The sequence below is a fragment of the Mycobacterium sp. 236(2023) genome (assembly GCF_029623955.1).
Taxonomy (GTDB): Bacteria; Actinomycetota; Actinomycetes; order Mycobacteriales; family Mycobacteriaceae; genus Mycobacterium.
Window position 1 is genome coordinate 47,462 of the sequence record NZ_JARSBP010000013.1, and the last position, 25,249, is coordinate 72,710.

The 25,249-nt window shown below is 66.0% G+C and carries 26 protein-coding genes; 10 read left to right on the top strand and 16 right to left on the bottom strand.

Features of this window, described 5'->3' with window-relative positions; all coding sequences use genetic code 11:
- Positions 1-155: 155 nt before the first annotated feature.
- Genes P9A17_RS31510 through P9A17_RS31520 form a run of 3 tightly spaced genes read right to left on the bottom strand, consistent with a single transcriptional unit; the run spans position 156 to position 3,472 of the window.
- The gene (locus P9A17_RS31510; RefSeq protein ID WP_278042738.1) at positions 156-1,454 is read right to left on the bottom strand and encodes a cytochrome P450; all 1,299 of its coding nucleotides are present in this window, start codon (positions 1,452-1,454) and stop codon (positions 156-158) included.
- A gap of 24 nt (positions 1,455-1,478) precedes the next feature.
- On the bottom strand, positions 1,479-2,279 hold the full coding sequence (locus P9A17_RS31515; RefSeq protein WP_278042739.1) for an enoyl-CoA hydratase-related protein: 801 nt from the start codon (positions 2,277-2,279) through the stop codon (positions 1,479-1,481).
- Positions 2,276-3,472, bottom strand: a complete 1,197-nt coding sequence (locus P9A17_RS31520; RefSeq protein ID WP_278042740.1) for a cytochrome P450 — start codon at positions 3,470-3,472, stop codon at positions 2,276-2,278. The genes P9A17_RS31515 and P9A17_RS31520 overlap by 4 nt, the downstream gene beginning before the upstream one ends.
- Positions 3,473-3,568: 96 nt before the next feature.
- Here P9A17_RS31520 and P9A17_RS31525 point away from each other — a divergent pair, with 96 nt between their 5' ends.
- Positions 3,569-4,381, top strand: coding sequence for an enoyl-CoA hydratase-related protein (locus P9A17_RS31525; protein ID WP_278042741.1), 813 nt, complete (start codon positions 3,569-3,571; stop codon positions 4,379-4,381).
- Between the two features lie 2 nt (positions 4,382-4,383).
- Positions 4,384-5,586, top strand: a complete 1,203-nt coding sequence (locus tag P9A17_RS31530; RefSeq protein WP_278042742.1) for an acyl-CoA dehydrogenase family protein — start codon at positions 4,384-4,386, stop codon at positions 5,584-5,586.
- Here P9A17_RS31530 and P9A17_RS31535 read toward each other — a convergent pair.
- From P9A17_RS31535 to P9A17_RS31590, 12 genes are read right to left on the bottom strand one after another with little or no spacing between them, the layout of a single operon-like run.
- Positions 5,583-6,341 carry an enoyl-CoA hydratase/isomerase family protein gene (locus P9A17_RS31535; protein ID WP_278042743.1) on the bottom strand — a complete coding sequence of 253 codons (759 nt, stop codon included), beginning with the start codon at positions 6,339-6,341 and terminating at the stop codon, positions 5,583-5,585. The two genes, P9A17_RS31530 and P9A17_RS31535, sit on opposite strands and share 4 nt — an antisense overlap.
- Complete coding sequence (locus P9A17_RS31540) at positions 6,341-7,138, bottom strand: enoyl-CoA hydratase/isomerase family protein (protein WP_278042744.1); 798 nt, start codon at positions 7,136-7,138, stop codon at positions 6,341-6,343. The genes P9A17_RS31535 and P9A17_RS31540 overlap by 1 nt, the downstream gene beginning before the upstream one ends.
- 39 nt (positions 7,139-7,177) lie before the next feature.
- Positions 7,178-8,383, bottom strand: coding sequence for a cytochrome P450 (locus P9A17_RS31545; protein ID WP_278042745.1), 1,206 nt, complete (start codon positions 8,381-8,383; stop codon positions 7,178-7,180).
- Between the two features lie 3 nt (positions 8,384-8,386).
- Positions 8,387-9,394, bottom strand: coding sequence for a nitronate monooxygenase family protein (locus P9A17_RS31550; RefSeq protein ID WP_278042746.1), 1,008 nt, complete (start codon positions 9,392-9,394; stop codon positions 8,387-8,389).
- Positions 9,395-9,409: 15 nt separating this feature from the next.
- Positions 9,410-10,249 (bottom strand): enoyl-CoA hydratase/isomerase family protein, encoded by an 840-nt coding sequence (locus P9A17_RS31555; protein WP_278042747.1) that lies wholly within the window; start codon positions 10,247-10,249, stop codon positions 9,410-9,412.
- Positions 10,246-10,473 carry a lipoyl domain-containing protein gene (locus P9A17_RS31560; protein ID WP_278042748.1) on the bottom strand — a complete coding sequence of 76 codons (228 nt, stop codon included), beginning with the start codon at positions 10,471-10,473 and terminating at the stop codon, positions 10,246-10,248. Before P9A17_RS31560 ends, P9A17_RS31555 begins: the two co-directional genes overlap by 4 nt.
- Positions 10,470-12,491 (bottom strand): dehydrogenase E1 component subunit alpha/beta, encoded by a 2,022-nt coding sequence (locus P9A17_RS31565; protein ID WP_278042749.1) that lies wholly within the window; start codon positions 12,489-12,491, stop codon positions 10,470-10,472. The genes P9A17_RS31560 and P9A17_RS31565 overlap by 4 nt, the downstream gene beginning before the upstream one ends.
- A gap of 51 nt (positions 12,492-12,542) precedes the next feature.
- On the bottom strand, positions 12,543-12,947 hold the full coding sequence (locus P9A17_RS31570; RefSeq protein WP_278042750.1) for a nuclear transport factor 2 family protein: 405 nt from the start codon (positions 12,945-12,947) through the stop codon (positions 12,543-12,545).
- The gene (locus tag P9A17_RS31575) at positions 12,944-13,348 is read right to left on the bottom strand and encodes an OB-fold domain-containing protein (RefSeq protein WP_278042751.1); all 405 of its coding nucleotides are present in this window, start codon (positions 13,346-13,348) and stop codon (positions 12,944-12,946) included. The genes P9A17_RS31570 and P9A17_RS31575 overlap by 4 nt, the downstream gene beginning before the upstream one ends.
- The gene (locus P9A17_RS31580) at positions 13,345-14,514 is read right to left on the bottom strand and encodes an acetyl-CoA acetyltransferase (RefSeq protein WP_278042752.1); all 1,170 of its coding nucleotides are present in this window, start codon (positions 14,512-14,514) and stop codon (positions 13,345-13,347) included. Before P9A17_RS31580 ends, P9A17_RS31575 begins: the two co-directional genes overlap by 4 nt.
- Positions 14,511-16,007, bottom strand: a complete 1,497-nt coding sequence (locus P9A17_RS31585) for a long-chain fatty acid--CoA ligase (protein ID WP_278042753.1) — start codon at positions 16,005-16,007, stop codon at positions 14,511-14,513. The genes P9A17_RS31580 and P9A17_RS31585 overlap by 4 nt, the downstream gene beginning before the upstream one ends.
- Positions 16,004-17,077, bottom strand: a complete 1,074-nt coding sequence (locus P9A17_RS31590) for an LLM class flavin-dependent oxidoreductase (RefSeq protein ID WP_278042782.1) — start codon at positions 17,075-17,077, stop codon at positions 16,004-16,006. The genes P9A17_RS31585 and P9A17_RS31590 overlap by 4 nt, the downstream gene beginning before the upstream one ends.
- A 98-nt stretch (positions 17,078-17,175) precedes the next feature.
- On the opposite strand from P9A17_RS31590, the gene P9A17_RS31595 reads away from it, so the two are divergent.
- From P9A17_RS31595 to P9A17_RS31625, 7 genes are all read left to right on the top strand, one after another.
- On the top strand, positions 17,176-18,000 hold the full coding sequence (locus P9A17_RS31595; protein ID WP_278042754.1) for a MaoC/PaaZ C-terminal domain-containing protein: 825 nt from the start codon (positions 17,176-17,178) through the stop codon (positions 17,998-18,000).
- Positions 17,997-18,629 carry a TetR/AcrR family transcriptional regulator gene (locus tag P9A17_RS31600; RefSeq protein WP_278042755.1) on the top strand — a complete coding sequence of 211 codons (633 nt, stop codon included), beginning with the start codon at positions 17,997-17,999 and terminating at the stop codon, positions 18,627-18,629. Before P9A17_RS31595 ends, P9A17_RS31600 begins: the two co-directional genes overlap by 4 nt.
- Complete coding sequence (locus P9A17_RS31605) at positions 18,619-19,365, top strand: SDR family oxidoreductase (protein ID WP_278042756.1); 747 nt, start codon at positions 18,619-18,621, stop codon at positions 19,363-19,365. The genes P9A17_RS31600 and P9A17_RS31605 overlap by 11 nt, the downstream gene beginning before the upstream one ends.
- Before the next feature lie 70 nt (positions 19,366-19,435).
- A complete protein-coding gene (locus P9A17_RS31610) occupies positions 19,436-20,203 on the top strand; it encodes an enoyl-CoA hydratase-related protein (RefSeq protein WP_278042757.1) in 768 nt (255 codons plus the stop codon).
- Positions 20,200-21,843, top strand: a complete 1,644-nt coding sequence (locus P9A17_RS31615) for a class I adenylate-forming enzyme family protein (RefSeq protein ID WP_278042758.1) — start codon at positions 20,200-20,202, stop codon at positions 21,841-21,843. The genes P9A17_RS31610 and P9A17_RS31615 overlap by 4 nt, the downstream gene beginning before the upstream one ends.
- Positions 21,840-22,520, top strand: coding sequence for a nuclear transport factor 2 family protein (locus P9A17_RS31620; protein ID WP_278042759.1), 681 nt, complete (start codon positions 21,840-21,842; stop codon positions 22,518-22,520). Before P9A17_RS31615 ends, P9A17_RS31620 begins: the two co-directional genes overlap by 4 nt.
- Positions 22,517-23,644 (top strand): acyl-CoA dehydrogenase family protein, encoded by a 1,128-nt coding sequence (locus P9A17_RS31625; RefSeq protein WP_278042760.1) that lies wholly within the window; start codon positions 22,517-22,519, stop codon positions 23,642-23,644. The genes P9A17_RS31620 and P9A17_RS31625 overlap by 4 nt, the downstream gene beginning before the upstream one ends.
- Positions 23,645-23,647: 3 nt before the next feature.
- On the opposite strand, the gene P9A17_RS31630 is transcribed toward P9A17_RS31625, so the two are convergent.
- Positions 23,648-24,457 (bottom strand): SDR family oxidoreductase, encoded by an 810-nt coding sequence (locus P9A17_RS31630; protein ID WP_278042761.1) that lies wholly within the window; start codon positions 24,455-24,457, stop codon positions 23,648-23,650.
- Between the two features lie 162 nt (positions 24,458-24,619).
- Here P9A17_RS31630 and P9A17_RS31635 point away from each other — a divergent pair, with 162 nt between their 5' ends.
- Positions 24,620-25,231 carry a TetR/AcrR family transcriptional regulator gene (locus tag P9A17_RS31635; RefSeq protein WP_278042762.1) on the top strand — a complete coding sequence of 204 codons (612 nt, stop codon included), beginning with the start codon at positions 24,620-24,622 and terminating at the stop codon, positions 25,229-25,231.
- The last annotated feature ends 18 nt before the right edge of the window (positions 25,232-25,249 follow it).

The window sequence follows — 25,249 nt, forward strand, 5'->3', positions numbered from 1 at the left end:
ACCGGCGGATGGGTTTCCCTCGGAACACTCGGAGACACGTATACGTGAACGGCGCGATCGAGACGTCGATCGGACTGTTGTCCGGCAGTCGGAGGGCCCGTCCGTTTTCCATCTCGCTGGGCGCCGCGTACGCGCTGTACCTCGCCGCGAATGCCCTAAGCGCGTGTCAACGTAATCGGCAGACGGGTCGGCCCCCGCAGTGAGGTGTTGGTCGACCACGTCGCCGGCCCGGCAGGCGTGATAGCCGAGGTCTGCTTCACCAGCTCGCGAAGTACCGCCTGTGCTTCCATACGGGCCAACGGCGCCCCAACGCACATGTGTGCGCCATAACCGAAGGCGATGTGGTTGCGCGGATTTCGATCCGCGCGGTACTGATCGGGATCCTCGAACACCAGCGGGTCGCGATTCGCGGCCGCGAAGTTGAGCATCACCCGCGACCCGGAGGGGATGGTCACCTCACCGACCGGGAAGTCCGCCCGCGTGTACCTGTAGAGGTTCTGAATGGGACTTGATATGCGCAGCTGTTCTTCAACGGCCATCGGTATCAAATCCGGTTTGGCTCTGATCATCTCGAACTGCTCGGGGTTGTGCGCCAACGTATCGAACATGCCGCCGAGCAGATTGGTCGTGGTCTCGTTACCCGCGATCAGCAACAGCATCGCGATGAGGAAGAGCTGATCGTCGGTGAGCGATCCGTCGTCGGTGTGGGTCAGCAACCGACCGAGAACCGTGTTCGAGTCCTTCAAACCGCCCGCCGCGAACTGTCGCGTGAAGTAACGCTGTAGGGCGGCCATGGAGACCACGGCCTTCCCGAAGCGGATGATCCCGCGACGGCTGGCCTCGAAGTCCACGATGTGCATACCGGCCTCGGACCACGCACGGAACTTGTCCAGGTCTCCGTCAGGAACACCCAGAATGTAGGCGATCATCCGTATCGGCATGGGGATCGTGAGATGTTGCACGACGTCGCAACCCGGTTCGTTCAGCACTCTGGACACCAGTGTCGACGCGAGTTCGTCGGTCATCTCCTGCCAGCTGGCCATCGCACCCCTACTGAAACCCGGTTGCACCTGCTTCCGCAGGCGCGAGTGTTCCGCGCCGTCCGACAGCACCAGTACCGGTGCCGCAATGCGCATCCGGGTGACGCCCTCGGTGCTGGTGACCGCGTCGGTGTCACGGAGCGCGGCGCGCACGTCCTCGTGCCTGCAGAGGATCCACGTGGCGCGCTTCGGGTTGTAGTGCACCCGCCCCCGTTGATGGAGCAGCCGGAAAGCGTCGAACGGCTCAGCCGCCGTGGCGCGGTCGAGCGGGTCGTAATCGGTATTGACCGCGCCGGCCCACGCTCGGTGGCCGCGCCGCCAAGTACGCAGCGCGGCGGCGGCATTCAGTCGAACAGCGGATGCGAAGGGGGTGACGATCGCACTGCGCTCTCTCACCTTGCCTACGACGCTCATGCCCCGGACTCCCCGTCAGTGTCGTCAGCGGCCCGAGAACCGCGGCTCGCGCTTCTCGGCGAATGCCGCGACGCCCTCGGCGACGTCATCGGTACCCGCGACCTGCTCGACGAGCAGCGCCTCGGTGTGAAAAGCGGCCGCGCGGTCGACGTCGAGGGCTTGGTTGAGCATGGCCTTCGCCGCGGCGATCGCCCGCGTGGGCCCGGTCGCCAAGCGCTGCGCCCACTCGGAGGCCAGTGCCTCCAGTTCCCCGCGGTCGGCGACGAGCTCGTTCACCAGGCCGATGCGATGCGCCTCGGTGGCGGACAGTTCCTCACCGAACAGGACGAGTCGCTTGGCGACGTTGAAAGGGACCTTTCGCGTGAGCAAGTAGGCCGCGCCGCCGTCGGGAGCGAGGCCGCGTCGCACGAAGAGTTCGATCAGACGAGCGCTCTCGACCGCGATGACGAGGTCGCACGCCAGCACCATGCTCGCCCCCACACCCGCGGCGACTCCGTTGAGCGCGCAGATCACCGGTTTGTCGCAGTCGAGCAGAGCCGACACCACGGCCTGGGACCCCGTGCGCAGGATCCGAGCCGCATCACCCGCAATGCGGTCCTGGCTCGGACGCATGTTCGGGTCGCGCAGGTTGGGCCCGGTGCAGAAGTGCCGATCACCGCTGGCCGTGAACACCACGGCGCGGATCTCAGGATCGCTCGAGGCGACGGCGAGGTTGTCGATGAGGTCGCGCTGCATCGCGCGCGTGACCGAGTTCCCGACCTCGGGTCGGTCGAGCACGAGCCACCGCACGCCGCCCTCGGTGCGCGCCGCCAGTCCGGTGCTCACAGCGCGATGGGCACGCTGGCCGGTCCGCGGACGGAGTTGGTGTGGACGTACGTCACGCTTGCCTCGTCGACCGTCCAGTCGGGGAACCGCTTGAGGGTCTCCTCCAGCGCCACCCTGGCCTCCAGCCGGGCCAGTGCCGCGCCGAGACAGAAGTGCGATCCGTGTCCGAAGCTGATGTGCCGGATGCCCGTTCGCGTCACGTCGAAGGCGTCGGCGCGCTCGTACTGACGTTCATCCCGGCCCGCGGAGCCGGTGAGAAGCGCCACCTTCGACCCCGCCGGGATCACGGTGTCGTGGTAGGTGGTGTCCCGCAGCGCGAACCGCCCCTGGATGGGAGACGGCGCGTCGTAGCGGAGCAGTTCCTCGACCGCGCCGCCGATGAGGTCCGGATCCGCGAGCAGCTTCTCCCGCTGGTCCGGGTTTCGGGCCAGCGTCAGTGCGGCCCAGCCCAGCAGTCGCGCGACGGTCTCGTTACCCGCGACGTTGACCATCGCGATGAAGACCAGCAACTCGCCGTCGTCCAGTCGGCGCGGATCGACGTCGGGCATGACCAGATCGGAGTCCATGAGATCGCTGACGATGTCTGCTGTGCGGTGCTGTCGGCGCAATTCGATCTGCCGCCGGTAGTAGTCGAAGAGGTTCGCCGAGGCCTCGTCGCCCGCGGCGCCGCGCTCGGGATTGCCCTCGTCGCGGTGCACCTGCGCGTCCGACCACTCCCGCAGGTTGTCGTGGTCCTCCTCCGGGAAGCCCAGCAGCGAGCTGATGACCATCACCGGCAGCTTGGCCGAGAAGTCGCGGACGTAGTCGAATCCGTCGCCACCCACGTACCGGTCGAGGTAGCCCCGGCACAGCTCACGGACGTGGTCTTCGAGCTTGGCGATCCGGCTGCGGAAGAACGTGCGGTTGACCATCTTCCGCAGGTACGTGTGATCGGGGGGGTCCATCATGATCATCGCCTTCGGCGCCCCCCAGGGATCATCGGTGATCATGTCGAGCGTGATGCCGTGCTCCGACGACAACGATTCTGTGTCCAGCGAGGCCGCCATGACGTCGTCGAACCGGCTCAACGCGTAGAAGTCGTACTCCGGGTTGTAGTACACCGGCGCTTCGTCCCGCATCCGCTTCCACACCGAGTACGGTTCGGCGTGCAGGGAGCGGTCGAAGGGATCCCAGCGAAGATCCGTGGTCGTCATCGGCACCGTCCTTCCATGTGGAACACTATTACAGTATCTGTTTAATTGCACTACCATTCCCATCGCGGGGCAGGCGAATTCGAGGAGGACGTTCAGGTGGAGACACGCGAATTGGACCACGTCGTATACGAGAAAGACGGGGCGATCGCACGCATCATCCTGAACAATCCGGAGCGCGCCAACGCCCAGACCTCGGAGATGGTGCACAGCGTGAACACCGCGCTCGACGACGCGCAGTACGACTACGACATCAAGGTCGTCATCATCAAGGCCAACGGGAAGGGCTTCTGCTCGGGTCACGTCCCCGACGGCAGCTACCCCGAATTCAAAGCCGAGCTCGACGCGTCGGGCAAGGTGTGGCGGTCGGCGGCCCAGCTGTTCCTGTGGCCGGTGCTCAAACTGTGGGAGTTCCCCAAGCCGGTCATCGCTCAGGTGCATGGATACGCGATCGGCGGCGGCACCACTTGGGCGCTGATCCCCGAGATCACGGTATGCAGTGACGACACGTGGTTCCAGATGCCGCTCGTCCCCGGCTTCGGGTTGCCGGGTTCGGAGACGATGTTCGAGCCGTGGGTGTTCATGAACTACAAGCGCGCCGCCGAGTACCTCTACACCGCACAGAAGATCACCGCCGAACAGGCGCTCGAGTTCGGTCTGGTGAACAGAGTCGTTCCGCGTGATCATCTCGAGGCCGAGGTCGAGGAACTCGCCGCGAAGATCGCGAAGGCCCCGCTGATCACGCTGCAGGCGACCAAGGCGGGCATCCTGCGCGCGTGGGAGAACATGGGTTTCCGCACCCACCAGCAGGCCAGCAACGACCTGCAGGCAGTCGTCACGGGTTCCAAGGAGTTTCAGGACTACATGGTCGAGTTGATGAAGAAGGCGGCCAAGCCGTCGGACCGAGTCTGACCGTGCCGCTCCGTCCCATCGTGCGGTTCGGCGGCGGACCCGAGGTCGAGAGCCTGCGGACCGAACTGCGCTCATGGCTCGACGAGCATCTGCCCGACGAGTTCCGGCGCACCGCAGCCAATCCCGACTACCTGCCGCGCGAGAGCCACGACCGCGCGGTCGAGTTCTGCCGCGCCCTACACGAGCGGGGGTGGTTCGTGCCCCAGTGGCCGGTGGAGTTCGGCGGGGGTGGACTCGGTGTGGTCGAGCAGGTGGTCATCCGCGAGGAGCTCGCCTACGCCGGCGCTCCGATGGTGAACACCAACGGCGTCAACATGCTTGCCCCCGTCCTGTTCCGGTTCGGCACCCGCGAGCAACAAGACGAGCACCTCCCGAAAATCGCGCGTTCCGAACGCATGTGGGCGCAGGGGTACTCGGAGCCGGAAGCGGGTTCCGATCTCGCCGCCCTGCGAATGACGGCGCGCAGGGACGGTGCGGACTACATCCTCGACGGGCAGAAGACGTGGACCAGCAACGGTGTTCTCGCCGACTGGATCTTCGTGCTGGCGCGCACGTCACCGCTCGGAGAGAAACGCCAGAGCGGGATCTCGTTCTTCCTCGTCGATCTCGACACACCCGGAATCACCCGCCGGCCGATCCGCTCCATGACTGGCTACCCGACGTTCGCCGAGGAGTTCTTCGACGGCGTCCGGGTTCCCGCGGCGAACCTGGTGGGCGCCGAGGGCGAAGGCTGGAAGGTCGCCAAGGCCCTGCTCGTCGCGGAGCGGTCCAACGTCACCAGGGCCGCGCAGGCACAGCGCTACCTCGACGAACTGGTCGACTGGTGCCGAGATCAGCGCGGAACCTCACACGATCCACTCGCCGACCCCGTCACCCGGCTCGCGTTGGCGCGTGCCGTTGAGCGCGTCGAGGTCGGCCGGGCGCTGTCGTACCGTGTGGCCCATCAGCAGGCCGCAGATCAGCTGGACCCCGCGTTGCCGTCGCTGTCGAAGCTGTACCACTCCGAGCTCACCGCCGAACTGCGTCAGCTCGGCGCGGCGATTCTCGGCCCGGCGGGCGCTCTGCTCCCCGAGGACCCCGACGCGCTACTCCACGGCCACTTCTCCGAGGGCCTCCTGCTGTCGCTGCTGCACACGATCGGTGGCGGAACCAGCGAGATCCAACGCGACCTGATATCGACTGCGGGCCTGGGACTTCCGCGTTAGCCGAACTGCGCTCGGCCCGCCGCCGCGCCCGAGCGCTGCTGCGCGACCGTCGCGACTGCCAGCTCCAGCGGGTGGAAGGCCGCCAGCTGGACCGCTTCCGCGGACGCGATGAGCCGCTTGGTCAGCTCGCAGGCTCCGGGGTCCGCGTCGGCGAGTTCGCGCGCGATGGCGACGGCGTCCTCGATCGACTCTCCTGATTCCGCGAGGTCGGTGACCAAGCCGAGTCGATGGGCGTCCTCAGCCGGCAGTCTCGTGCCGCGTAACAGCAGCGATGACGCTCTGTGCCTGCCCAATTGCTGCGTCAAACGCCAGGCGAGGCCGCCGTCCGGCACGACCGCGCGGGCCACGAAGGGCGCTGAGAAGAACGACGCGCGAGCCGCGACGACCAGGTCGCACGACAGCGCGAGACTCCACCCTAGACCGACCGCCGCTCCCTCCACGGCGGCGATGGTGGGCATCGGGAGTTCGCGCAGCTGAGCCATGACGCGTTGGGCGTGCTCGACGCGTCCGGCCGGCCCCATCGGTCCGTCACCGTGCGCGGGGCCGGTCTTCAGGTCGCCTCCGGCGCTGAAGAATCCGCCGTTTCCCGCGATGACGACACCGCGTGCGCCGCCGACCCCCGCCAGTGCGGCGGACAACTCCGTCCACGACTCGTACCGCAGCGAGTTCCGTTGCGCGGGACGGTTCAACAGGACCAGCGCGATGCCGTCCCGATCCTCGATCAGGACCAGCGGGTCGTCGGACTCGGTGGCCACTAGCGGTTGAGGAACCGGTCGATCGCGGCGCGGTGTTCGGGCGTGGTGAAGCACTCGGTCTCCGCCGAGATGCCGAACTCCAGAATGGCGGTCACCGCCCGCTCCGCGTGGAGGTTGAGTGTGCGCTTGGTGTCCTGCACCGCACGGGCCGGCAGCGCCGCGAGCCGATGCGCGAGCGCGAGACCCTCGGCCTTGATGTCGGCGTGTGGCACCACACGGTTGGCCAGCCCGAGTTCGACGGCCTTGTCCGCCTTGATCCTCTCCCCCAGCAGCAGGTACTCCTTGGCCTTGAGCAGGCTCATGAGAAGCGGCCACAGCACCGATCCCCCGTCGCCGGCGACCAAACCGCTGGCGACGTGGGTGTCGGCGAAGAACGACCGGTCGGACATCAACACAATGTCGCAGAGCACCGCGATGCTGCAGCCGAATCCCACGGCGGGGCCGTTCACCGCCGCCACGATCGGCAGCGGGAAGTCGATCATGTCGCGCACGATGCGGCGTGCGTCGCGCATCCCCTCGCGGCGGGTCACCGGATTCTCGACGTGAGTGTGCAGCCACTCGACGAGATCCCCACCGGCGGAGAAGAAGTCACCGGTCCCCGTCAACAGCACCGCGCGGGCGTTGGCGTCCTCCCCCAGCGTCGTCCAGAGCCGGGCGAAGGCGCCGTGCATGCGGTTGTTGACCGCGTTGGCGTTGCCGGGGTTGTTCAGCGTGACGATCCTGACCGGACCGTCCTCGGCCACCAGAATCTCGTCGCACCCCGTGACGCCGGAGGTGCCCTGCGGAAGTTCGGTCATCGCATCGGATGATAGAACAGATGCTGTTTATTTGTATAGCTACCGCACCAGCGCCGGCATGGCGTCCCAGCCACGAACCGTCGAGGTCGTCACCATCCGTGCTCGAGGCGCGTCTATCTCCCACTCGGGGAATCGGTTCAACACCTCGTCGATGGCGATTCTGCCCTCCATGCGCGCCAACGAAGCACCGAGGCAGTAGTGCACCCCGATACCGAAACCCAAGTGGGAAGCTGCTTTACGGTTGATGTTGAAGACATCGCCGTCGGGCGGGAATTGACGATCATCGCGGTTGGCTGCGCCAACGATCAGCATCATCACACTGCCTGCGGGCACGGTGCGCCCGTAGTATTCGACGTCGCGCTGCACGAAGCGCCCGATGTGCGGTGCCGGAGGCTCGAAGCGCATCAACTCCTCGACCGCGTTGCCCAGCAGACTCCGATCAGCGACGAGTTGTCGCCGTTGCTCTGGGTGTTCGGCGAGAACCTTGCCAGCCCAACCAATAAGCCTGGTCGTCGTCTCACTTCCCGCCGCGGCCACCTGCAGGATGCAGACGAGTAACTCGTCCCTCGTCAGCCGTCGAACATGCCCCTCCACGTCCACGAACTCGGCGTTCAACATTTCCGTCACGACGTCATCGGATGGGTTCCGCTCCCGCCAGTCGACGTACTCGGTGAAGAGTTCACCCGTGTCGTAGCCCGACGAGGCCGATTGCATGGTGCCACCCTCCTCGGTGCGGACATGACCGTCGGCGTGGTCGCGGACAGCCTCCTGCATCTCGTCGGGAATGCCCAGCAGCGAGCAGATCACGCGCATCGGCATATCGGCACCGAGATGCGCGATGAAGTCGAATCCTCCGGTTCCAACGAGGGGATCGAGGCTCCGCGCGCAGAACTCTCGCGTCGTGGACTCGAGTTCACGCATCTTCCGCGGAGTGAACATCCGCCCCAACGCCCTGCGGTACGTGTCGTGCGTCGGCGGATCCTGCATCAGGAACATACCCGGTGGCACGGGCATGTCGGCCTTGATCAGTTCGAGGATGTTACCCCGAGAAGAGCTGAACGTGTGGTGATCATGAAGGGCGGCATGACAATCCGCGTATCGACTCAGCGCGAAGAAGTCGTGCTCCGCGTTGTACGAGAGCGGGGCCTCGTCCCGCAGCAGCCGAAACAGCGGATAAGGATCGGCGTTCAATTCACCGTCGTAAGGGTTGTAGTGGAGCTCTCCACCGCCCCGTACGCTCGCCATGTTTCAGCGGGCGAGCTCTCGGGTGGCGCTGGATTCGGCGGCGGTAACCATGCCACCGAGGCTGGCCCGGATGATCTCCTCGGCCTCCGCGACGATCCGCGATACGACCTCACCCGCAGAGGGGATGTCGTCGATCAGGCCCATCGCGGTACCGATCCACCAGACGCCGGCCTCCAGGTCGCCCGTCTCGTACACCTTCACGCCGCGCTTGCCCGCGACCAGATGCGCGATGTCCGCGAATTGCCCGCCCTTGTTAAGAATCTCGACGACTTCGCGCGAGATCGTGTTGCTCGCCACCCGGCCCGTATTACGCAGCGTCCGGAAGATCAATTCGGTGCCCAGTTCGTTGCCGGCGACGATCGCCTCCTTGACCTTTTGGTGGATCGGCGACTCGACGGTGCACATGAACCGCGACCCCATGTTGATGCCGTCCGCACCGAGCGCCAGTGCGGCGACCAGACCGCGCCCGTCGGCGAATCCGCCGGAGGCGATCATCGGGATCTCGATCTCCTTGGCAGCGGCGGGGATCAGCACGAGTCCGGGGATGTCGTCCTCGCCGGGATGGCCTGCGCACTCGAAGCCGTCGATGCTGATGCCGTCGACGCCGAGGCTCTGCGCCTTCACCGCGTGCCGCACCGACGTGCACTTGTGCAGCACCTTGATCCCGTTGTCGTGAAAGATCGGCAGGTGGGGTGCGGGGTTGGAGCCCGCCGTCTCGACGATCTTGATACCCGCGTCGACGATCACCTGGCGGTACTCCTCGTACGGCGGCGGGTTGATCGTCGGCAGGATGGTGAGGTTCACGCCGAACGGCTTGTCGGTGAGGTCCCTCGCCCTGGCTATCTCGTTGGCGAGATCCGCGGGGGTCGGCTGCGTCAGCGCTGTGATCAACCCGAGACCGCCCGCATCCGACACCGCTGCGGCCAACTCGGCCCGACCCACCCACTGCATGCCACCCTGGACGATGGGCGCCTCGATGCCGAAGGATTCGGTGAATTTGGTGGTAATCAAGAAGATTCGGTCCTTTCAGGAGTCCTGCGGTGCCCAGGCGGGCCGGCGGGTGGAAACGAACGCATCGCGATCGGACGCGGTGGGCCAGTCGGGCGAGCGCTTCTGCAGGAAGGCCGTGAACGCCTCGATCTGCTCGGCGGTCCCCATGGAGGCCCAGTACCCCGAAACATCGACGGGTGGCAGGGCACGGGCCATCTCGCGTTTCATCGCAGCGCGTGCAGCGGGCCCGGTGTTGCGCACCCGGTCCAGCAGTGCGGCCGTCTCTGCCCGGAGGTCGTCGTGCGGAACCACCTTGCCCACGAGTCCGAGGCGTTCGGCCTCGACTGCGTCGATCCAATCATTGCCGTAGATCATGTGATTCGCCCGCAGTGTGCCGATGCGCTGTGGGATGCGCGCAGCGATGAACGCCTCGTACACCCCTCGGGTGAGGTCCGGCACGCGCAGCCGAGACCGGTCCGACGCGATGACCAGGTCGGCGTAGAGCGTCATGACCAGACCGCCGCCGAGTGCCAGGCCGTTCACGGCGCACACGACGATCTTAGGGATCTTGCCGAGCGTCTCGAACGGTGTCGCGTCGTAGGCCTCGGTGAACGAATCCCAGCGTCGATCGGGGTTACCGATGGCATTCATGTCACCGCCCGCGCAGAACACGTCACCCGCGCCGGTGATCACCAGGAAGTTCAGTGCGGGTTCGTCGGCCACGATCATCGCCGCGCGTTTGATCCCGTGATAACCGTCCGCGGTCAACGCGTTTCGCTTCTCGGGTCTGTCGATGGTCACCGTGAGCGTGTCACCGTCGATGGCGGCGGTCAGTTCCTCGGCCGCCAGATCGACGTGCGCGGGTAGACCCGTCACGAAATCACGGCGACGAGGGCGCCGATGTCATAGGTCTCGCCCTCCGAGACCTTCCAGGACACCGTGCCCGATGCGGGCGCCTCGATGTCCATCTCGACCTTGTCGGTGGCGATCGAGTAGAGCGGATCACCCTCGTTGACCGTTGCACCGTCCTCGACAAAGAACTCGGTGATCTCAGCTTCGGTGATCGCGTCGCCGGGTTTGGGAATCCGGACCTCTGTCACTTGAACCTCCTGATCGCTTCGACGAGCGCGGCGGCCCCTGGCCGGCACGCAGCCTCCAGGGTGGCCGCCCTGGGAACCGGGGTGTAGGTCCCGGCTACGCGCTGGATCGGCGCGCTGAGCGCACCGAACAGTTCGGTCCCGACCGCCGCCGCGATCTCGGCACCCGGCCCACAGAAGCCGACCGACTCATGCGCGACGACCAAACGCGTGGTCTTGCGCACCGAGGCGAACACCGTCGCCAGATCCAGTGGCACCAGCGTTCGGAGATCCACGACTTCGACCGAGATCCCTTCGGCCGCCAGCTCTTCGGCTGCCTCCAGCGCGGCGTGGACCATCACGCCGTAGGTGACCACCGAAACGTCGGATCCCTCTCGCTTGACATCTGCCTGTCCAAGCGGAATCGCGTAGTCCACCACGGGAACAGGGCCCTTGCCGCCGCCGTAGTACAGCTTCATGGACTCGATGAACAGACACGGGTCGTCGTCGGCTAGGCACGTGTTGAGCAGCCCCACGGCATCAGCGGCAGTACTGGGCCACACCACCTTCAATCCCGGAGTGTGCATGGCCCACGCCTCGAACGCCTGCGAGTGTTGAGCTCCCGCAGCCATTCCCACCATCGTGCGGATCACCAACGGCGCACTCGTGCGCCCACCGGACATGTACCGCACCTTCGCGGCGTGGTTGGCGATCTGATCCATCGCCACCCCAAGGAAGTCCATGAACATCAGTTCGGCCACCGGCCGCAATCCGCCGAGCGACGCGCCGATCGCAGCGCCGATGATCGAAGACTCCGCGATAGGCGTATCGAGAACACGATCCTCCCCGTACTTCGCGGACAGCCCGGCGGTGACCTTGAACATGCCGCCACCGGAGGGGTCGCCGATATCCTCGCCCAGCAGCACGATCGTGTCGTCCGCCGCCATCGCCCGGTCCAGCGTGCGGTTCACCGCCTGCACCAGACCGAGTTCCTCCGTCTCGCCGCCGGGCATCTCGGCCCGCGAATCACCGCCTGACGAGACCTCGGACCCGTTGTCGGAGAACACGTCCCGCATGAGTTCATCGACACCCGGTGGCGCCGACGCCACCGCGGCGGTGAACGCCTCATCCAATTCAGCGGACACCTCTGCGTCGACGGCATCAAGATCGGCAGCGCTGACCACACCCTGGTCGATCAGCCGACGCCGGTAGCGGTCGAACGGCGGGTCCGCCCGCTTGGCCGCCAGTTCGTCCTGATCTGCGTAACCCATCGCGTCACCGAAGTAGTGACCCTGCAGCCGGTACGCGACAGCCTCGACGAACGTCGGTCCGTCGCCGGCCCTGGCACGCTCGGCGGCCACCGTCACAGCCTCGTACACCGCGTGCGGGTCGGTGCCGTCGACCGTGACACCCGGCATGCCATAACCGGCGGCACGATCCGATAGCCGTTCGGAGCGGGTGTAGCGGCCATAGGCCGTTCCCTCGGCCCAGGAGTTGTTCTGACAGAGAAAGATTACGGGGAGCCCCCAGACCGCTGCCATGTTCATGGCCTCGTGGACGTACCCGATGCTGGTGGCACCGTCACCAAAGCTCACCAGGACCACCTGACCGGTGTGTCGCCGCGTTGCAGCCAAAGCGATGCCGTTGGCGATCAAGGGGCCCGCACCCACGATGCCGGTTGTCCACGAGACCCCGTGTCCGGGATCGTAGATTCCCATCGCGCCGGCCTTGCCTCGCGACAATCCGGCCTCGCGGCCGAGGATCTCGGCGAAGTACCCGCGCAGGTCGATGCCCTTGGCGATGACATCGCCCAGTCCGCGGTAGGTCGTGACGAGTTGATCGCCGTCCGCCAGCGCGAGCATGGCGCCCGCCGACATCGCCTCCTGACCGTCGACCGGCCAGTAACTCATGGCCGCCTCGCCCGAGGACAGCGCCTTGCGGACGCGTTTATCGCCGTGGTGGACCTTGCTCATCAATCGGTACAGCGCCAGTGCGCGTTCCGCCGTCGGCGATGACGGTTCGGTGTCCAACTGGGTTGACATCAACACTCCTCGACGGTCAGGCGCATCAGTCTACAATAGAACGAATTCTGTTCAGTCGTGCTGCTTGCCGACTTTCGCCAACTCCGCCGCGAACAACATGCGATCGAAGTAGCACCGCTCCAGAATCAGACCGTCACCGTTGAACCCGAACAGATTGATGCTCAACATGTTGACGGGTGTGCCGGGACAGGTGGTTCTGGTCTCGACGATCAACCCGTCGACCGAGTGAAAGATCTCTTCGGCGGTGTAGTGCATCCTCGGCAGCTCCTCCCACTGCGTCAGGATCATCTGTCGCACCGCCGCGTCGCCGTCGAAAACCGCAGCGGTGGGCACGATCTCGTACCGCGGATGGGCGAACGTGGCCATGATCGCATCGAGGTCGCGATCGTTTTCACCGGCGACATGCCGAAGCACCAGCGCCTCGCGACGACGGTGCAGGTGCGCCGTCGCGCTCACGCGGACTCAAACGCCGGTAGATTGCGGCCATCCGGCAGCGGGGTCCACGCCAGGCGGACGGCGGCGCCGACGGCAGGCGGCGGCCCGAAGACGTTAGACATGATCCTGGCTCCTTCGTCGAGGTCCACGAGGACCACGGAGTAGGGCACCTTGTCGGCGAGCGCGGGCAGCGCCGGCCGGTGATGCACGCTGACCGCATACAACACACCCCGCCCCGACAACCGCTCCCAACGCAACTCGTCGTGCCCGCAGTGGGGGCACGCGAACCGCGGATACCACACCAGGCGCGCGCACTCGGCGCAGCGCTGCATGTGCAGTTCACGTTCGCGCGTTGCCGCCCAGAAGGGTGCGGACACCGCAGAAGGCTCGGGTACCGGGACGCCGGAGTCGGTCGCGGTCACAGGGTCGCCTCCGTTCCGAGGATCACGGTCGAGGTCGCCGACAGTACGCCGCCCGTGCCATGGGCAAGCGCCACGTCCGCGTCCGCCACTTGGCGGTCCTCCCCTTCGCCGCGCAACTGCCGGGTAGCCTCCACCAGCAAAAAGGCACCGAATGCGCCGGGGTGGGTGTACGCGAGGCCACCACCGGTCGTCTGGCCGGGCAGCGCACCACCCGGCGCGAGTGCGCCGCTTCCGGCGAAGGGACCACCCTCACCCTTCTTGCAGAACCCGAGGTCTTCCAAGGCCAACAACACTGTGATGGTGAACGAGTCGTAGAGCTGCACCACGTCGACGTCGTCGGGCGTCACGCCGGCGGTGGCGAACGCCGCGGGACCTGAGACCGCGCCCGGTGTGACCGTCAGGTCCGGCATCTGGGAGATCATCGCGTGCGATGCGGCCGAGGCGGCCCCGAGCACGTAAACGGGCGGTTTCGCCAGCGATTTCGCTTTCTCAGCGCTGGTCACGACGATCGCCCCGGCCCCGTCGGTGACGAGACAGCATTCGAGTTTGTGCATCGGCTCGGCCAGAAAGCCGGAGCTCAGGACATCCTCGACAGTGATCGCGTCGCGCAGGTGGGCGCGCGGATTGCGGCTGGCCCACATTCTGGTATCGACGGCGATCTGCGCGAGTTGTTCTGCGGTGGTGCCGAATTCGGCCATGTGACGGTTGGCCGCCAGCGCGTAGGCGCTGATCGGCAGCATCACTCCGAACGGCGTTTCCCACTCGAGGCGTTCCGGGGTGGCGAACACGCCCAGCCCCTTCTCACCCCGCTTGCGCGCAGCGCGCGGCGTGGACGCGTACACGATCACCACCGTCTCGGCCTGCCCGGCCGCGATCGCCGCGGCGGCGTGTTCGACATAGAGGCCGTAGCTCGCACCTCCCGTCTGGGTGGCGTCGGTGAAACGCGTTGTGATTCCGAGGTACTCGGCCAGCTCGACCGAGTGCATGAGTGTGCCGCCGGTGCAGGTGCACAGTCCGTCGACGTCGCGCAGCGTCAGCCCGGCATCGGCGAGCGCCGCCCGGATGACACGTGCCTCCAGCTCGCGCAGCGGCACGTCGATAATTCCGTCGGGTGACACCTCGTCGGCTACGCCAACGACCGCCGCGGCCCCTCTTACGCCCGTCACGCACTGACCTCCTTGTCGAACAACTCGCGCAGCGCCGGTTGGCTGACTTTCAGCGACGCCGTTCGCGGTAGCTCGTCGACGACGATCAACCGCGTGGGCACCTGGTACCGAGTCACCCTCTCGCGCAGGAACTCCAGCAGCTCCTCGGCGCCGGCCGTGGCACCCGTACTGAGTTCCACGGCCGCCACCGGGATGGCACCCAGGCGGTCATCGGGCACACCTGTGACGCCGGCGTCGCGTACCGCGGGATGGCTGCGCAGGGCGTCGACGATGTCTGCGGGCGTCACCTTGAATCCACCGCGGATGATGACGTCGTCAGTGCGTCCCTCGACGTAAAGGAATCCGTCGGCGTCGATACGACCAAGGTCAGTGGTGCGCACCCACTCGCCGCCGCCGGTGCGGACCTCGATGCGGCCCTGCTCGTCGGCGCCGAGTACGCGGTCGTCATCGAGTGACGCGATGCGGACTTCACGTCCGCGCTGAGGCCTGCCGACGCTGCCACGCTTCGATGTCGCCCACTGCCGATGGAGTTCCAGGTTCCAGCCGGCGACGCCACCCGCGAACTCGGTGGCGCCGTATGACGGAAGCACCGCGACGCCGAAGCGCTCCTCGAACGCCTCCTGGACGGCCACCGGCAGATGCGCGGTACCCGACGTCACCACCTGGACGCACGCGAAAACGCCCGGATCGACGTCCGCGTCGAGGACCATCGCAAGCGCGGAGGGAACGAGGCTCACCGCGCGCGGCTCGTGTCGCTGGACCAGGTCGACGAAGTCGGCCACTCGGAATCGCTCGAGCAGGGCAATCTTGCGACCCTCGCAGATGTTCAGCAGCGTTCGGAACAACCCGGACATGTGCACGAGCGGAGCGCTCACTATGGCCACACCGGACCGCAGCCGGGGCGTATTGTCGCCTGCGGCCGAGTAGTGCGCGCCGGCTGCCGCGACAGTGGCGCCGAAAGCACGGTAGGACAGCGGAATCCGTTTAGGCGGTCCCGTGGTGCCGCTGGTCAACATCTCCACCGCAATACCGTCGGGTTCGACGCGGAAGGGCCCCGGGCCAGGCGCCTTCAAGCCGGCACGAGCCGTTACCGCGGGCGGTGCGTGCCCCACGGTGAGACCCAGTGCGCCCGCCGCGGCGTCGGTGAATCCCGGTCGAGCCCAGTCCACTTCGAGGGCGATGACCGCGGCGAGCTTCAGCTCGGCAATGTCGGCGGCCAGCCCGGTGTCGCCGTGCGCGGCGTTCACCGTCACCACGGTACCGCCTGTGAGCAGAACCCCGATGAGCGCGCCGACCATCGCCGGTTGGTTGCGCAACACCAGTCCGACCGGCGCACCGGCGCCAAGGCCCGCCTCGGCGAGCTGTTGCTCGACGCCGGTCGCGATCGCACCCAGCGCAGCCCAGTCGGTCCACACGCCGCCGGATTCAATTGCGGGTGCGGCCGGCTCTAGCGACAGCACTGTCCGCAGCCGCGTGGCCAGATGGTGGCTCAAGCCGGTGCTGCCACGAGACCGGCCGTCGCCGGAATCACCTCTTCGGCGAACAGCTTCATCGAGCTGTACACCTCGGCTCGGTCCATCGCGCCGCCGCGGGACATGCGCAGCATGATGTTGCGCCAGCCCATGTCGACGACCGTGCGCATCTTCTCGACGATGCGGTCGGGATCGCCCATGAGCGTCAGATGCGAGTTGAGTACCTGCTCGTAGCTCTGCTTGTCGTGCTTGTCGAACCAGTCGGCGTACGCCTTGTAGTCGGCCGGGATCTCACCCCCGCGCTCGAACGGGTTCGAGTAGGCGCGATGCCGCTCGATGGACAGTTCGACACTGTCCCTGGGATAGCTGCGGGCGAACGCGTCGTCGGTGTGGCAGAACGCGTTCAGCAGGGCCCACACGTTCTCGGTCGCGGCGTCGAGACCCTTCTTGGCCTGGGTCTCCAGGTAGATGTCGAGGGCGCCCTGCAGGTCGGGATCGACTGTGTACGGGTTGCCGATGATGGCACCGAATCCCTTGTCCGCCAACCACTCGAAGCTTGACGGGGTCTTCATCACGGTGCCCCACGTGGGGATGGGCTGTTGGACGGGTCGCGGGTAGATCGTCACGTCCTCGAGCGTGTGGTACTTGCCCTGGTAGCTCACGTTCTCGCTGGTGAGTAGGAGGTTCACAATCTCCATGCACTCCGTGTAGCGGGCGGTGGCCTCGTCCATCGGGATGCCGAAACCCTTGAATTCGTGCGCCTGGTAGCCGCGGCCGAAGCCCGCGTCGAAGCGGCCGCCGGACAGTACGTCGACCATCGCGATGCGCTCGGCGAGCTGGATCGGGTTGTGGAAGGGGGTGACCATGCACGCGGTCCCGATCCGGATGCGCTCGGTCTGCGCCGCAATCGCGGCGGCCACCAGCGGCAGGTCCGCGAGCATGCCGTACGGCGAGAAGTGGTGCTCGGCGAGCCACACCTCGTCGTAGCCCAACTCCTCAGCCCAGCGCGCCTCCTCGAGCACGTTGGCGAACACCTCCTGGTCGCTCAGGTGGTTGGGCTTGTCGCCGAGGATGAACACGCCGAACTTCATGTCTGTCACTCCTGGAAACTAGTTGCAGTTACTGCGACTATATTGCACGATCGAACATATATCGTCAATCCGTTCAGTATCGGAAATTGGAGGTTCTGTTGACTCTGACCGCGGAGGCCGTGGGTACCACGCTCGATCCGACGACGTTCGCGTGGACGGAGACCGACGTCATCCTCTACGCCCTCGGTGTGGGTGCCCGGCCGCCTGCTGAACTCGGACTGCTCGATGAGACGCGCGGCCCAGGGGTACTTCCCACGTTCGCACTTCTCGCGAACTGGTGGGCGGTGAAGGACCTGCGTGCGCTGCTGAGCCTCGGGTCGTATCCGATCGTGCACGGGGGGCAGTCGGTCACCGTGTCCCGCCCGCTTCGGCCGCGCGGCGAGGTCGCGGTCACCGGGGAGGTGACCGCGGTGTGGGATAAAGGCAAGCACGCCTCGATCGAGGTGACGACGCGGGGTTCCGACGACGACGGTGAGGTGTTCGTCGCCGTCGGGCAGACAATGGTGCTGGGCGGAGGCGGCTTCGGCGGGGGCCGCGGACCCGCGACGCCCGAGGACCCCGACGGGCCCGCGGACGTCGTCATCGACGACGAGGTGCGACCCGAGCAGGCGGCGATCTACCGCATCAGCGGTGATCGCAACCCACTGCACATCGACCCGGCCGCGGCGCGGAAGGCCGGCTTCGACGACGTATTCCTCCACGGCCTGTGCACGTTCGGCTTCGCCGCCCGCGCGCTGGTGAACGGCTTCGGTGGCGGCGATCCCGACGTGCTGGGCTCGATCAGCTGCCGCTTCGCCAAACCCGTCATGCTGGCGCAACCACTGCGCACCCAGATGTGGCGAGACGGTGACCGAGTGCGTTTCCGTACCACCCAGGGCTCCGTCGTCGCCCTGTCAGCGGGTACCGCGACGCTGCGAGGATGACTATCGTGGACCAGCGCAGAGCACGAGGCCAACGAAACCGGCAGGCCCTGATAGCCGCGGCTATCGAGCTGTTCGACAGTAACGGTTACGAGTCCACCACCGTGGAGCAGATCTCCGCGCTCGCCGGGGTCGCGCCGCGGACGTTCTTCCATCACTTCGCGGCGAAGGAAGACCTACTTTTCGACGGATACGCCGACCGCCTCGACGAGGCCACTCGCCGATTTCGCGCTTCGACATCGAACTCCCTCTGGCGTGCGTTGGCTGATGCCTCAGCCGCGGTCGCGGAAGCTATCAGCGCACAGCCCGAGATGTTCCTGGTGCGGGCACAGTTGTACTCCCGCCATTCCGCGCTGCGCGCCACCCGCCTTCGCATCAACGACGACTGGATCGACCAGATGACGAACGAGGTGGCCCTCCGGCTCGGGGCCGACCCGGATACCGACCTTCGGCCGCGACTCGCGGTCAGCGTCGTCAACGGCGCCAACCGCGCCGCGATCGACACCTGGGTGGCAACCAACGGGAGCGGTGATCTTGTCGCGTCGATGGCGCAGGCGATCGACCTCCTCCGCCCGTCGATCACCAGGATCGAGCGTCTCATTCGCGCCGAAAGGGACCGCCGTGTCGGATGAACGGAAACTCGCCGTCGTGACCGGCGGCGCGCGGGGCATCGGTGAAGCCATCGTCGCCGAACTTGTCGCGGCGAACTACCGCGTCGCGGTCGTCGACGTGAACGCCAAGGCCATCGCGCGCACGCACGACACCGACTTCGCGCGTGCAGGCCTTATAGTGCCGGTTGAGTTGTCGATCACCGACCGCGCCGCGGTGGAGACCGAGCTCGCGCGACTGTCCAGCGACTTCGGACCGATCAGCGCACTGGTCAACAACGCCGGAATGACTCTTCCCGCAACGTTTCTCGACCAGAAGGATGACGATTGGGACCGCATCGTAGCGGTCAACCTGACAGGCACGTTCATCATGGCCCAGGTCGCGGCGCGCCAGATGGTTGAGGCTGGCAGTGGTGCGATCGTGAACATCAGCTCGGTGTCCGCACACGGGGTGCGGACCGGGCCGCCCGCATACGCCGCGGCGAAAGCGGGTCTCGAAGGCCTCAGCCGCTTGATGGCCGTTCAGCTCGGACCACTCGGCGTGCGGGTGAACACCGTCGTGGTCGGGACTACCGCGACACCGTGGCTGCTATCGAAAAAGTCCGACGCCGAACTCGACACCATGCGCGAGTCCACACTCACCGGGACGATAGGCGATCCCGAGGACATCGCCAAGACCGTCGCGTTCCTGTGCTCGAGTGCCGCCAAACACGTCACCGGGCAGCTGATCTCGGTATCGGGCGGGCAATGGATGCCATGACCGTACCCCACGGTACGATGAGACACTTCCTGATAATGTGTTCAATGCACGGTGGCGGAAGGGGTTCGGAGTGAAACTAGAACGGATTCTGTTCGACGTCAGCGACCATGTCGCGACGATCACCATCAACCGGCCCGAGCGACTCAACGCCACCGACGACCTCACCCGAAGCGAGCTGGGCTGGGCATGGGGTCGTGTCCGCGACGACCCCGAGATTCGCGTGGCGATCATCACCGGGGCCGGGGACCGCGCGTTCAGCGCCGGACAGGATATCCGGGCCACCGCGGCGAGCGGAATCCGCAACAAGGTGCCGGGCTCGCGACTACATCACAACGTCTGGAAGCCCGTCATCTGCGCACTCAACGGCATGGTGGTCGGCGGCGGCCTGCACCAGGTTGCCGATTCCGACCTGATCATCGCGGCCGAGCACGCGGAGTTGATCGACACACACCTCAAGGTGGGCAACGTCTTTGCCTTGGAGCCGGCGGTCCTGCTGCGCCGCATGCCGATTTCGATGGTGATGCAGTTGGCGCTGATGACCAAGGAGGGCAGGATCAGTGCCCAACGCGGATACGAGATCGGGCTCATCAACGAGGTCGTGCCGGGCGATCGGCTGCAGGCCCGCGCCCGGGAGATCGCGCTCACGATCGCGACGCTGTCGCCGGCGACGGCGCAGGCATCGATCAAGGCCATGTGGACGAGCCTGGACGTCGGCCTTCGCGCAGCCAATGATGTCGCCTATCGCTACGTGCTGCAGCACCAGATGACTCAACCCGACTACCGGGAGGGAATGCTCGCGTTCGCCGAAAAGCGCGAACCGCAGTGGGTCGTCGAATGACGTCGTCGGTGGGCTCCGCTGCACGGACGTTCGACTACGAGCCGCTCCCCTACGAGCCGACAATGCCCGCCGTGCTCGCGGAGGTGGTTGCCGAGCACGGTACTTCGGATCTCGTCGTCACATGTCTCGACGACGGCACCGTCGAGCGGATCAGCTACGCCCAGGCCGATGCCGACTCCGCGGCAATGGCGGCGCGCTTGATCAACGCCGGCGTCACGAAGGGGGTCAGGGTCGGCATCCTCGCTCCGAACAGTCCCGAATTCGTCGTCGCGTTCCTCGCCGTCACCAGAATCGGCGCAGTCGCGTTGCCGCTCAACACCTTTCTGCAACCCGCTGAACTGGCGTGGGTGCTCCGCGACGCCGATGTGCACACAATCCTGTCAGTGCAGTCGATCCTCGGCAAGAACATGCTGACCCGTATCACGGCCGCCGCCGACAGCCTGAACACGCCACTGCGGTCCGCTGCGCTCCCCCAGCTGCGCAACGTACTGCCACTCGGATCCGTCACGGCGCCATGGCCCGTCGAGTGGCCCGAACCGGCCACCCCAGAATTTCTCGCCGCATGCGAGCAGACCGTGCGCCCCACCGACGACCTGCTCGTCATCTACACCTCGGGCAGCACGTCGCACCCCAAGGGCATCGTGCACACCCACGGCACCGCCATCACCCACTCCCGCTTCATCGCCGGAGAACACGGCTGGAACGCCGACGACAGAATCTACGTACCCATGGTGTTCTTCTGGGTGGCGGGCCTGGTGTTCGGCTTCCTCGGCCCCCTGCAACACGGCGCAACGGTTTTGACCGAGCACAAGTTCGACGCCGGCCATACCCTTCGTTTGCTTGAGCGTGAGAAGGCGACTTACACAACAGGTTTTCCGCATGTGGGACCCGCGCTTCTCAACCATCCGGACTTCGCGACGACGGATCTGTCTCGCCTCCGTGAGGGCTATCAGCAGGTGCTGCTCAGCCCGGAACGACGCACGCCAGATCCGTCGTTGCGCGTCGCCCAACTCGGGATGACGGAGACCTGCAGCAGCCACACCTGGTGGCCACCCCACGAAGAGGTGCCCGAAGCCAAGCGCGGGTCGCTCGGCGTATCCGCGCCCGGCTACGAGCACAAGGTCGTGGACGACGAAGGCGTCGAGGTACCCAACGGCGTGACGGGCGAGATCTGTGTCCGCGGAACAGCGTTGCTGCGCGGCATGATCGGCAAGCAATGGCACGAGATCGTCGACCGGGACGGGTGGCTTCACACCAAGGACGCCGGTTACCGAGACGACGACGGCCACCTGTACTTCGCGGGCCGTACCGACGAGATGATCAAGACGTCGGGCACGAACGTCGCCCCGATGGAGGTGGAAGCCGCGCTACGGCATCTGCCCGAGGTTCGGGTCGCGTACGTCGTCGGCGTCCCCGACACCGAGCGCGGTGCCATCGTCAGTGCCGCGGTGGTGCTCAATGACGGCCACCACGCCACCACAGACTCGCTCGTGGCCGCGTGCCGTACCCGGCTCGCCGCCTACAAGGTACCGAAGAGGTGGGCCATCCTCACCCATGCGGAACGGCTGCCTTACACCACCACCGACAAGATCGACAAGCGCAGGTTGGCGGTCCTCATGGCTGAGGGCGCGCTGGGGTGACCCTCTCCGACTCCGGCGACTTGACCGCGCTCGCGGCGCGTCTCGATCGACTCGAGGCGCTCGACGAGATCCGCCAGTTAGCAGCGAAATACGCAGTCGCCCTCGACATGCGCGATCTCGATTCGCTGGTGAACCTCTTCGTCGACGACGTACGGGTTCCGGGTCGGCTGAGCGGGCGCGCAGCTCTGCGCCGCTGGTACGACGTCGAACTGCGCCACGACCTGCTCGGGAGTGCACACGGAGTGCTCGGCCATGTCATCGACGTTCAGGACACCGGTCACGCAACGGGACTTGTATACTCCCGCAACGAACTGGAGACCGAGTCGGTGTGGGTCATCGAGATGCTCGCCTACCTCGATTCCTACGAGCGCCGCGATGGCCGGTGGTTCTTCGTCCAGCGCAGGCCGTTGTTCTGGTACGAAAGCGATATCTGCGATCCACCCGTCGGTCCTCAAAAGATGCGATGGCCTGGCACGACGTCGCACGATGGCGGCTTTCACGACGCCTTTCCCAGCTGGGATGCGTTCCAGAGCGCCGACCCCGGCCGACTCGATGCTCCCGTCCCCCCACCCGCTGACATCGGTGACTGGATTCGCACCCTCCGCCGCGGCGGTGCTCCGCTGAGGGGCAACTCCACCGGGCGCGCCGACGACGACCCGAGGAACCTTTCGAGATGACCTTTCAATCCGATGCGTTCACCGACAGCGACGAGCAGCGGGAGTTCCGTTCCGCAGTCCGCGCCTTCTTCGCGCACCACTGTCCTGAGGACGAGGTCCGACGGGTCATGGAATCGCCCGACGGATACGACCCCGCCGTGTGGCGAGCGATGGCTGACCAACTCAATCTGCAGGGACTCGCCATTCCCGAGGAGTACGGCGGGGAGGGCTTCAGCTACCGCGAGCTGGCACTTGTACTCGAGGAGATGGGGGCGGCCCTTCTGCCGGGGCCGTTCTTTGCCTCAGCAGTGCTGGCCGCCGGCGTCTTGGCGGCTTCCGACGACGAACCCGCCAAGCGGCAGCACCTACCGGGAATCGCCAGCGCTGACACGATTGCCACGCTGGCCATCACCGAACGCAATGGCACGTGGATTGTCGACGCACCAGATGCCATCGCGACGCGAGCGCACGGCGGCGCGGGCGGTTGGACCCTTAGCGGTACCAAACACTTTGTGCTCGACGGTGTTGTCGCCGATCTGCTCCTCGTCGTCGCGCGCACGGACTCCGATGTCGGCGTATTCATAGTTGACGATGTGACGGAACTCGAACGTCGGCCGCAGAAGTCATTGGACCCCACCCGTCGTCAGGCCGTCATCGAACTCTCCTCGACTCCCGCATCGCGCTTGGATATCACCGCGGCCGGATTGGAGCACGCTCTCTCACGGGCTGCCGCCGCGTTGGCCAACGAGCAGGTGGGCGGCGCCCAGCGCTGCCTCGACCAGGCCGTCGGCTATGCCAAAGTACGTCATCAGTTCGGCAAGCCGATCGGATCGTTCCAGGCGATCCGACACAGGTGCGCGGACCTGATGCTCGACATCGAATGCGCCCGCGGCGCAGCGCAGTACGCCGCCTACGCCGCCGACACGTTTCCGGCGGAGTTCCCGGCGGCCGCAGCGCTGGCCAAGGCGCGGTGTTCGGACGTTTACGCCCGCGCGGCGGCGGCCAATATCCAGCTGCACGGGGGCATCGGCTTCACATGGGAGCATCCCGCACACATGTACTTCAAGCGAGCCAAGTCTTCGGGGTTGCTCCTTGGCGACGCCGATCACCACCGTCGACTGCTCGCCGACCGGGTCGGCATTTAAGTTTCAGAAGTCGGTTCCACCGTCGATGTTGATGACCGCGCCGGTCATGTAGGCCGCGCGGTCACTGAGCAGGAATGCCACCAATTCGCCTGCCTCATGGGGGAATCCGCCACGTCCGAGCGCAACCCGCATGTTCCAATCCGGGTTGCTCGACAGGTGTTTGTAGATCGCATCCTCCAGGGGCACGCCGTACTGTTCTGCCCGCTTCTCGCGGATGTGATCGTTGGTCTCGGTGTCGAAGAGCCCCGGGCACATAACGTTCACCCGGATCCCGTCGGGGCCATGAGTCTTGGCCAGGATCTTCGACAGCGTCAGGACCGCGGCCTTCAGCGCATTGTAGGGGGGAATCAGTACCTTCGGGGCGCGCACCGAGTACGCGGCGGTATTGACGATCGTCCCTCCGCCATTGCGCTGCAGATGCGGAATGATCGCTCGGCACGACCGGACCGTGGCCATCAGGATGATCTGGTAGTACCAGTCCCACGATTCGTCGCCATGTTCGACGAACAACCCCTGCTGTTTCATCGGACCCGCTGTCACCGCCAGACCGCGAAGCGGTCCCAGTTCCTCGGCCGCTCGGTCGATCGCCCGATCGACTCCGTCACCGGGCGCCGCTGCGTCCACACCGATACCCGCCGCGCGTACCCCATAGGTATCACTCAGTAGCTTCGCCCGCTCGACGGCTCGCTGCTCGTCGCGCGCCAGCAGTGCGACGTTCGCTCCATCGGCAGCCAGTTGATGAGCTGCGCCGAATCCCATCCCGGTGGTGCCACCGACCAAAACGAAATTCCGATCGCCGACTCCTAATTCCACGGCCCCAAGCTGTCATATAAAACAACTGGCCGCAATATGTATAACTGTTCAGGTCATTCGTGTCCGCGACACGCCCGGGCAGGTCATGTCGCGTAGCATGATGAACTTGGCGGGCGCCCCTGGGAACACTTCCCATCGGCCTCCCAACAGGCAAGGAGCGTCATGGCAACCTCACGTGTTGCGGCAGAGGTCGACGAGCAGGACGAACTGGACCGGCGGGATCAGATCCTCGAGGCCGCGAATCAGTGCTTCACACAACTGGGCATCCAGCGTACGAGCGTGCAGGATGTCGCACGTATGGCAAGCGTGTCGCGTGGCACGGTCTACCGCTACTTCGAGGATCGCACCGTTCTCATCGACGCGGCGATCGAGTTCGGAGCACAGAAGTTCTACCGCATGGTCGCGGAGGCCATGGCCGACAGGCCGACGCTGGCCGAAAAGCTCGGCGCGATGGCTGAGACACATGCGACGATCCTGATTGATCATCGGACACGTAACCGCCTGATGGCTGATGACGCCGAACTCATGCGCCACATGATCTCCGATGGCGACTCCGCGGTTCGGCGCTCCACCGAGTTCTTGGTGCCGTATGTGCGCGAGGCGCAGAAGCGCGGCGAGGTCGGCTCCGGAATTGACGTGAAGGCCGCCAGCGAGTGGCTTGCCCGCATCATCTACTCGTTCTCGACGGTCAACGAGGCTCAAACATTCAACATGTCCAAACCTGAAACCGTCCGCAAGTACGTCGAAAAGTTCGCGGTCAACGGCCTGCGCTGACTCGGCACCCCGACTTCT

What these genes read in the sequence shown, in the direction of transcription:
- P9A17_RS31510 (WP_278042738.1), bottom strand. Translation starts at nt 1,454, where the DNA reads ATGAGCGTCGTAGGCAAGGTGAGAGAGCGCAGTGCGATCGTCACCCCC.
- P9A17_RS31520 (WP_278042740.1), bottom strand. Translation starts at nt 3,472, where the DNA reads ATGACGACCACGGATCTTCGCTGGGATCCCTTCGACCGCTCCCTGCAC.
- P9A17_RS31540 (WP_278042744.1), bottom strand. Translation starts at nt 7,138, where the DNA reads ATGACCGAACTTCCGCAGGGCACCTCCGGCGTCACGGGGTGCGACGAG.
- P9A17_RS31545 (WP_278042745.1), bottom strand. Translation starts at nt 8,383, where the DNA reads ATGGCGAGCGTACGGGGCGGTGGAGAGCTCCACTACAACCCTTACGAC.
- P9A17_RS31565 (WP_278042749.1), bottom strand. Translation starts at nt 12,491, where the DNA reads ATGTCAACCCAGTTGGACACCGAACCGTCATCGCCGACGGCGGAACGC.
- P9A17_RS31590 (WP_278042782.1), bottom strand. Translation starts at nt 17,077, where the DNA reads ATGAAGTTCGGCGTGTTCATCCTCGGCGACAAGCCCAACCACCTGAGC.
- P9A17_RS31600 (WP_278042755.1), top strand. Translation starts at nt 17,997, where the DNA reads ATGACTATCGTGGACCAGCGCAGAGCACGAGGCCAACGAAACCGGCAG.
- P9A17_RS31615 (WP_278042758.1), top strand. Translation starts at nt 20,200, where the DNA reads ATGACGTCGTCGGTGGGCTCCGCTGCACGGACGTTCGACTACGAGCCG.
- P9A17_RS31625 (WP_278042760.1), top strand. Translation starts at nt 22,517, where the DNA reads ATGACCTTTCAATCCGATGCGTTCACCGACAGCGACGAGCAGCGGGAG.
- P9A17_RS31635 (WP_278042762.1), top strand. Translation starts at nt 24,620, where the DNA reads ATGGCAACCTCACGTGTTGCGGCAGAGGTCGACGAGCAGGACGAACTG.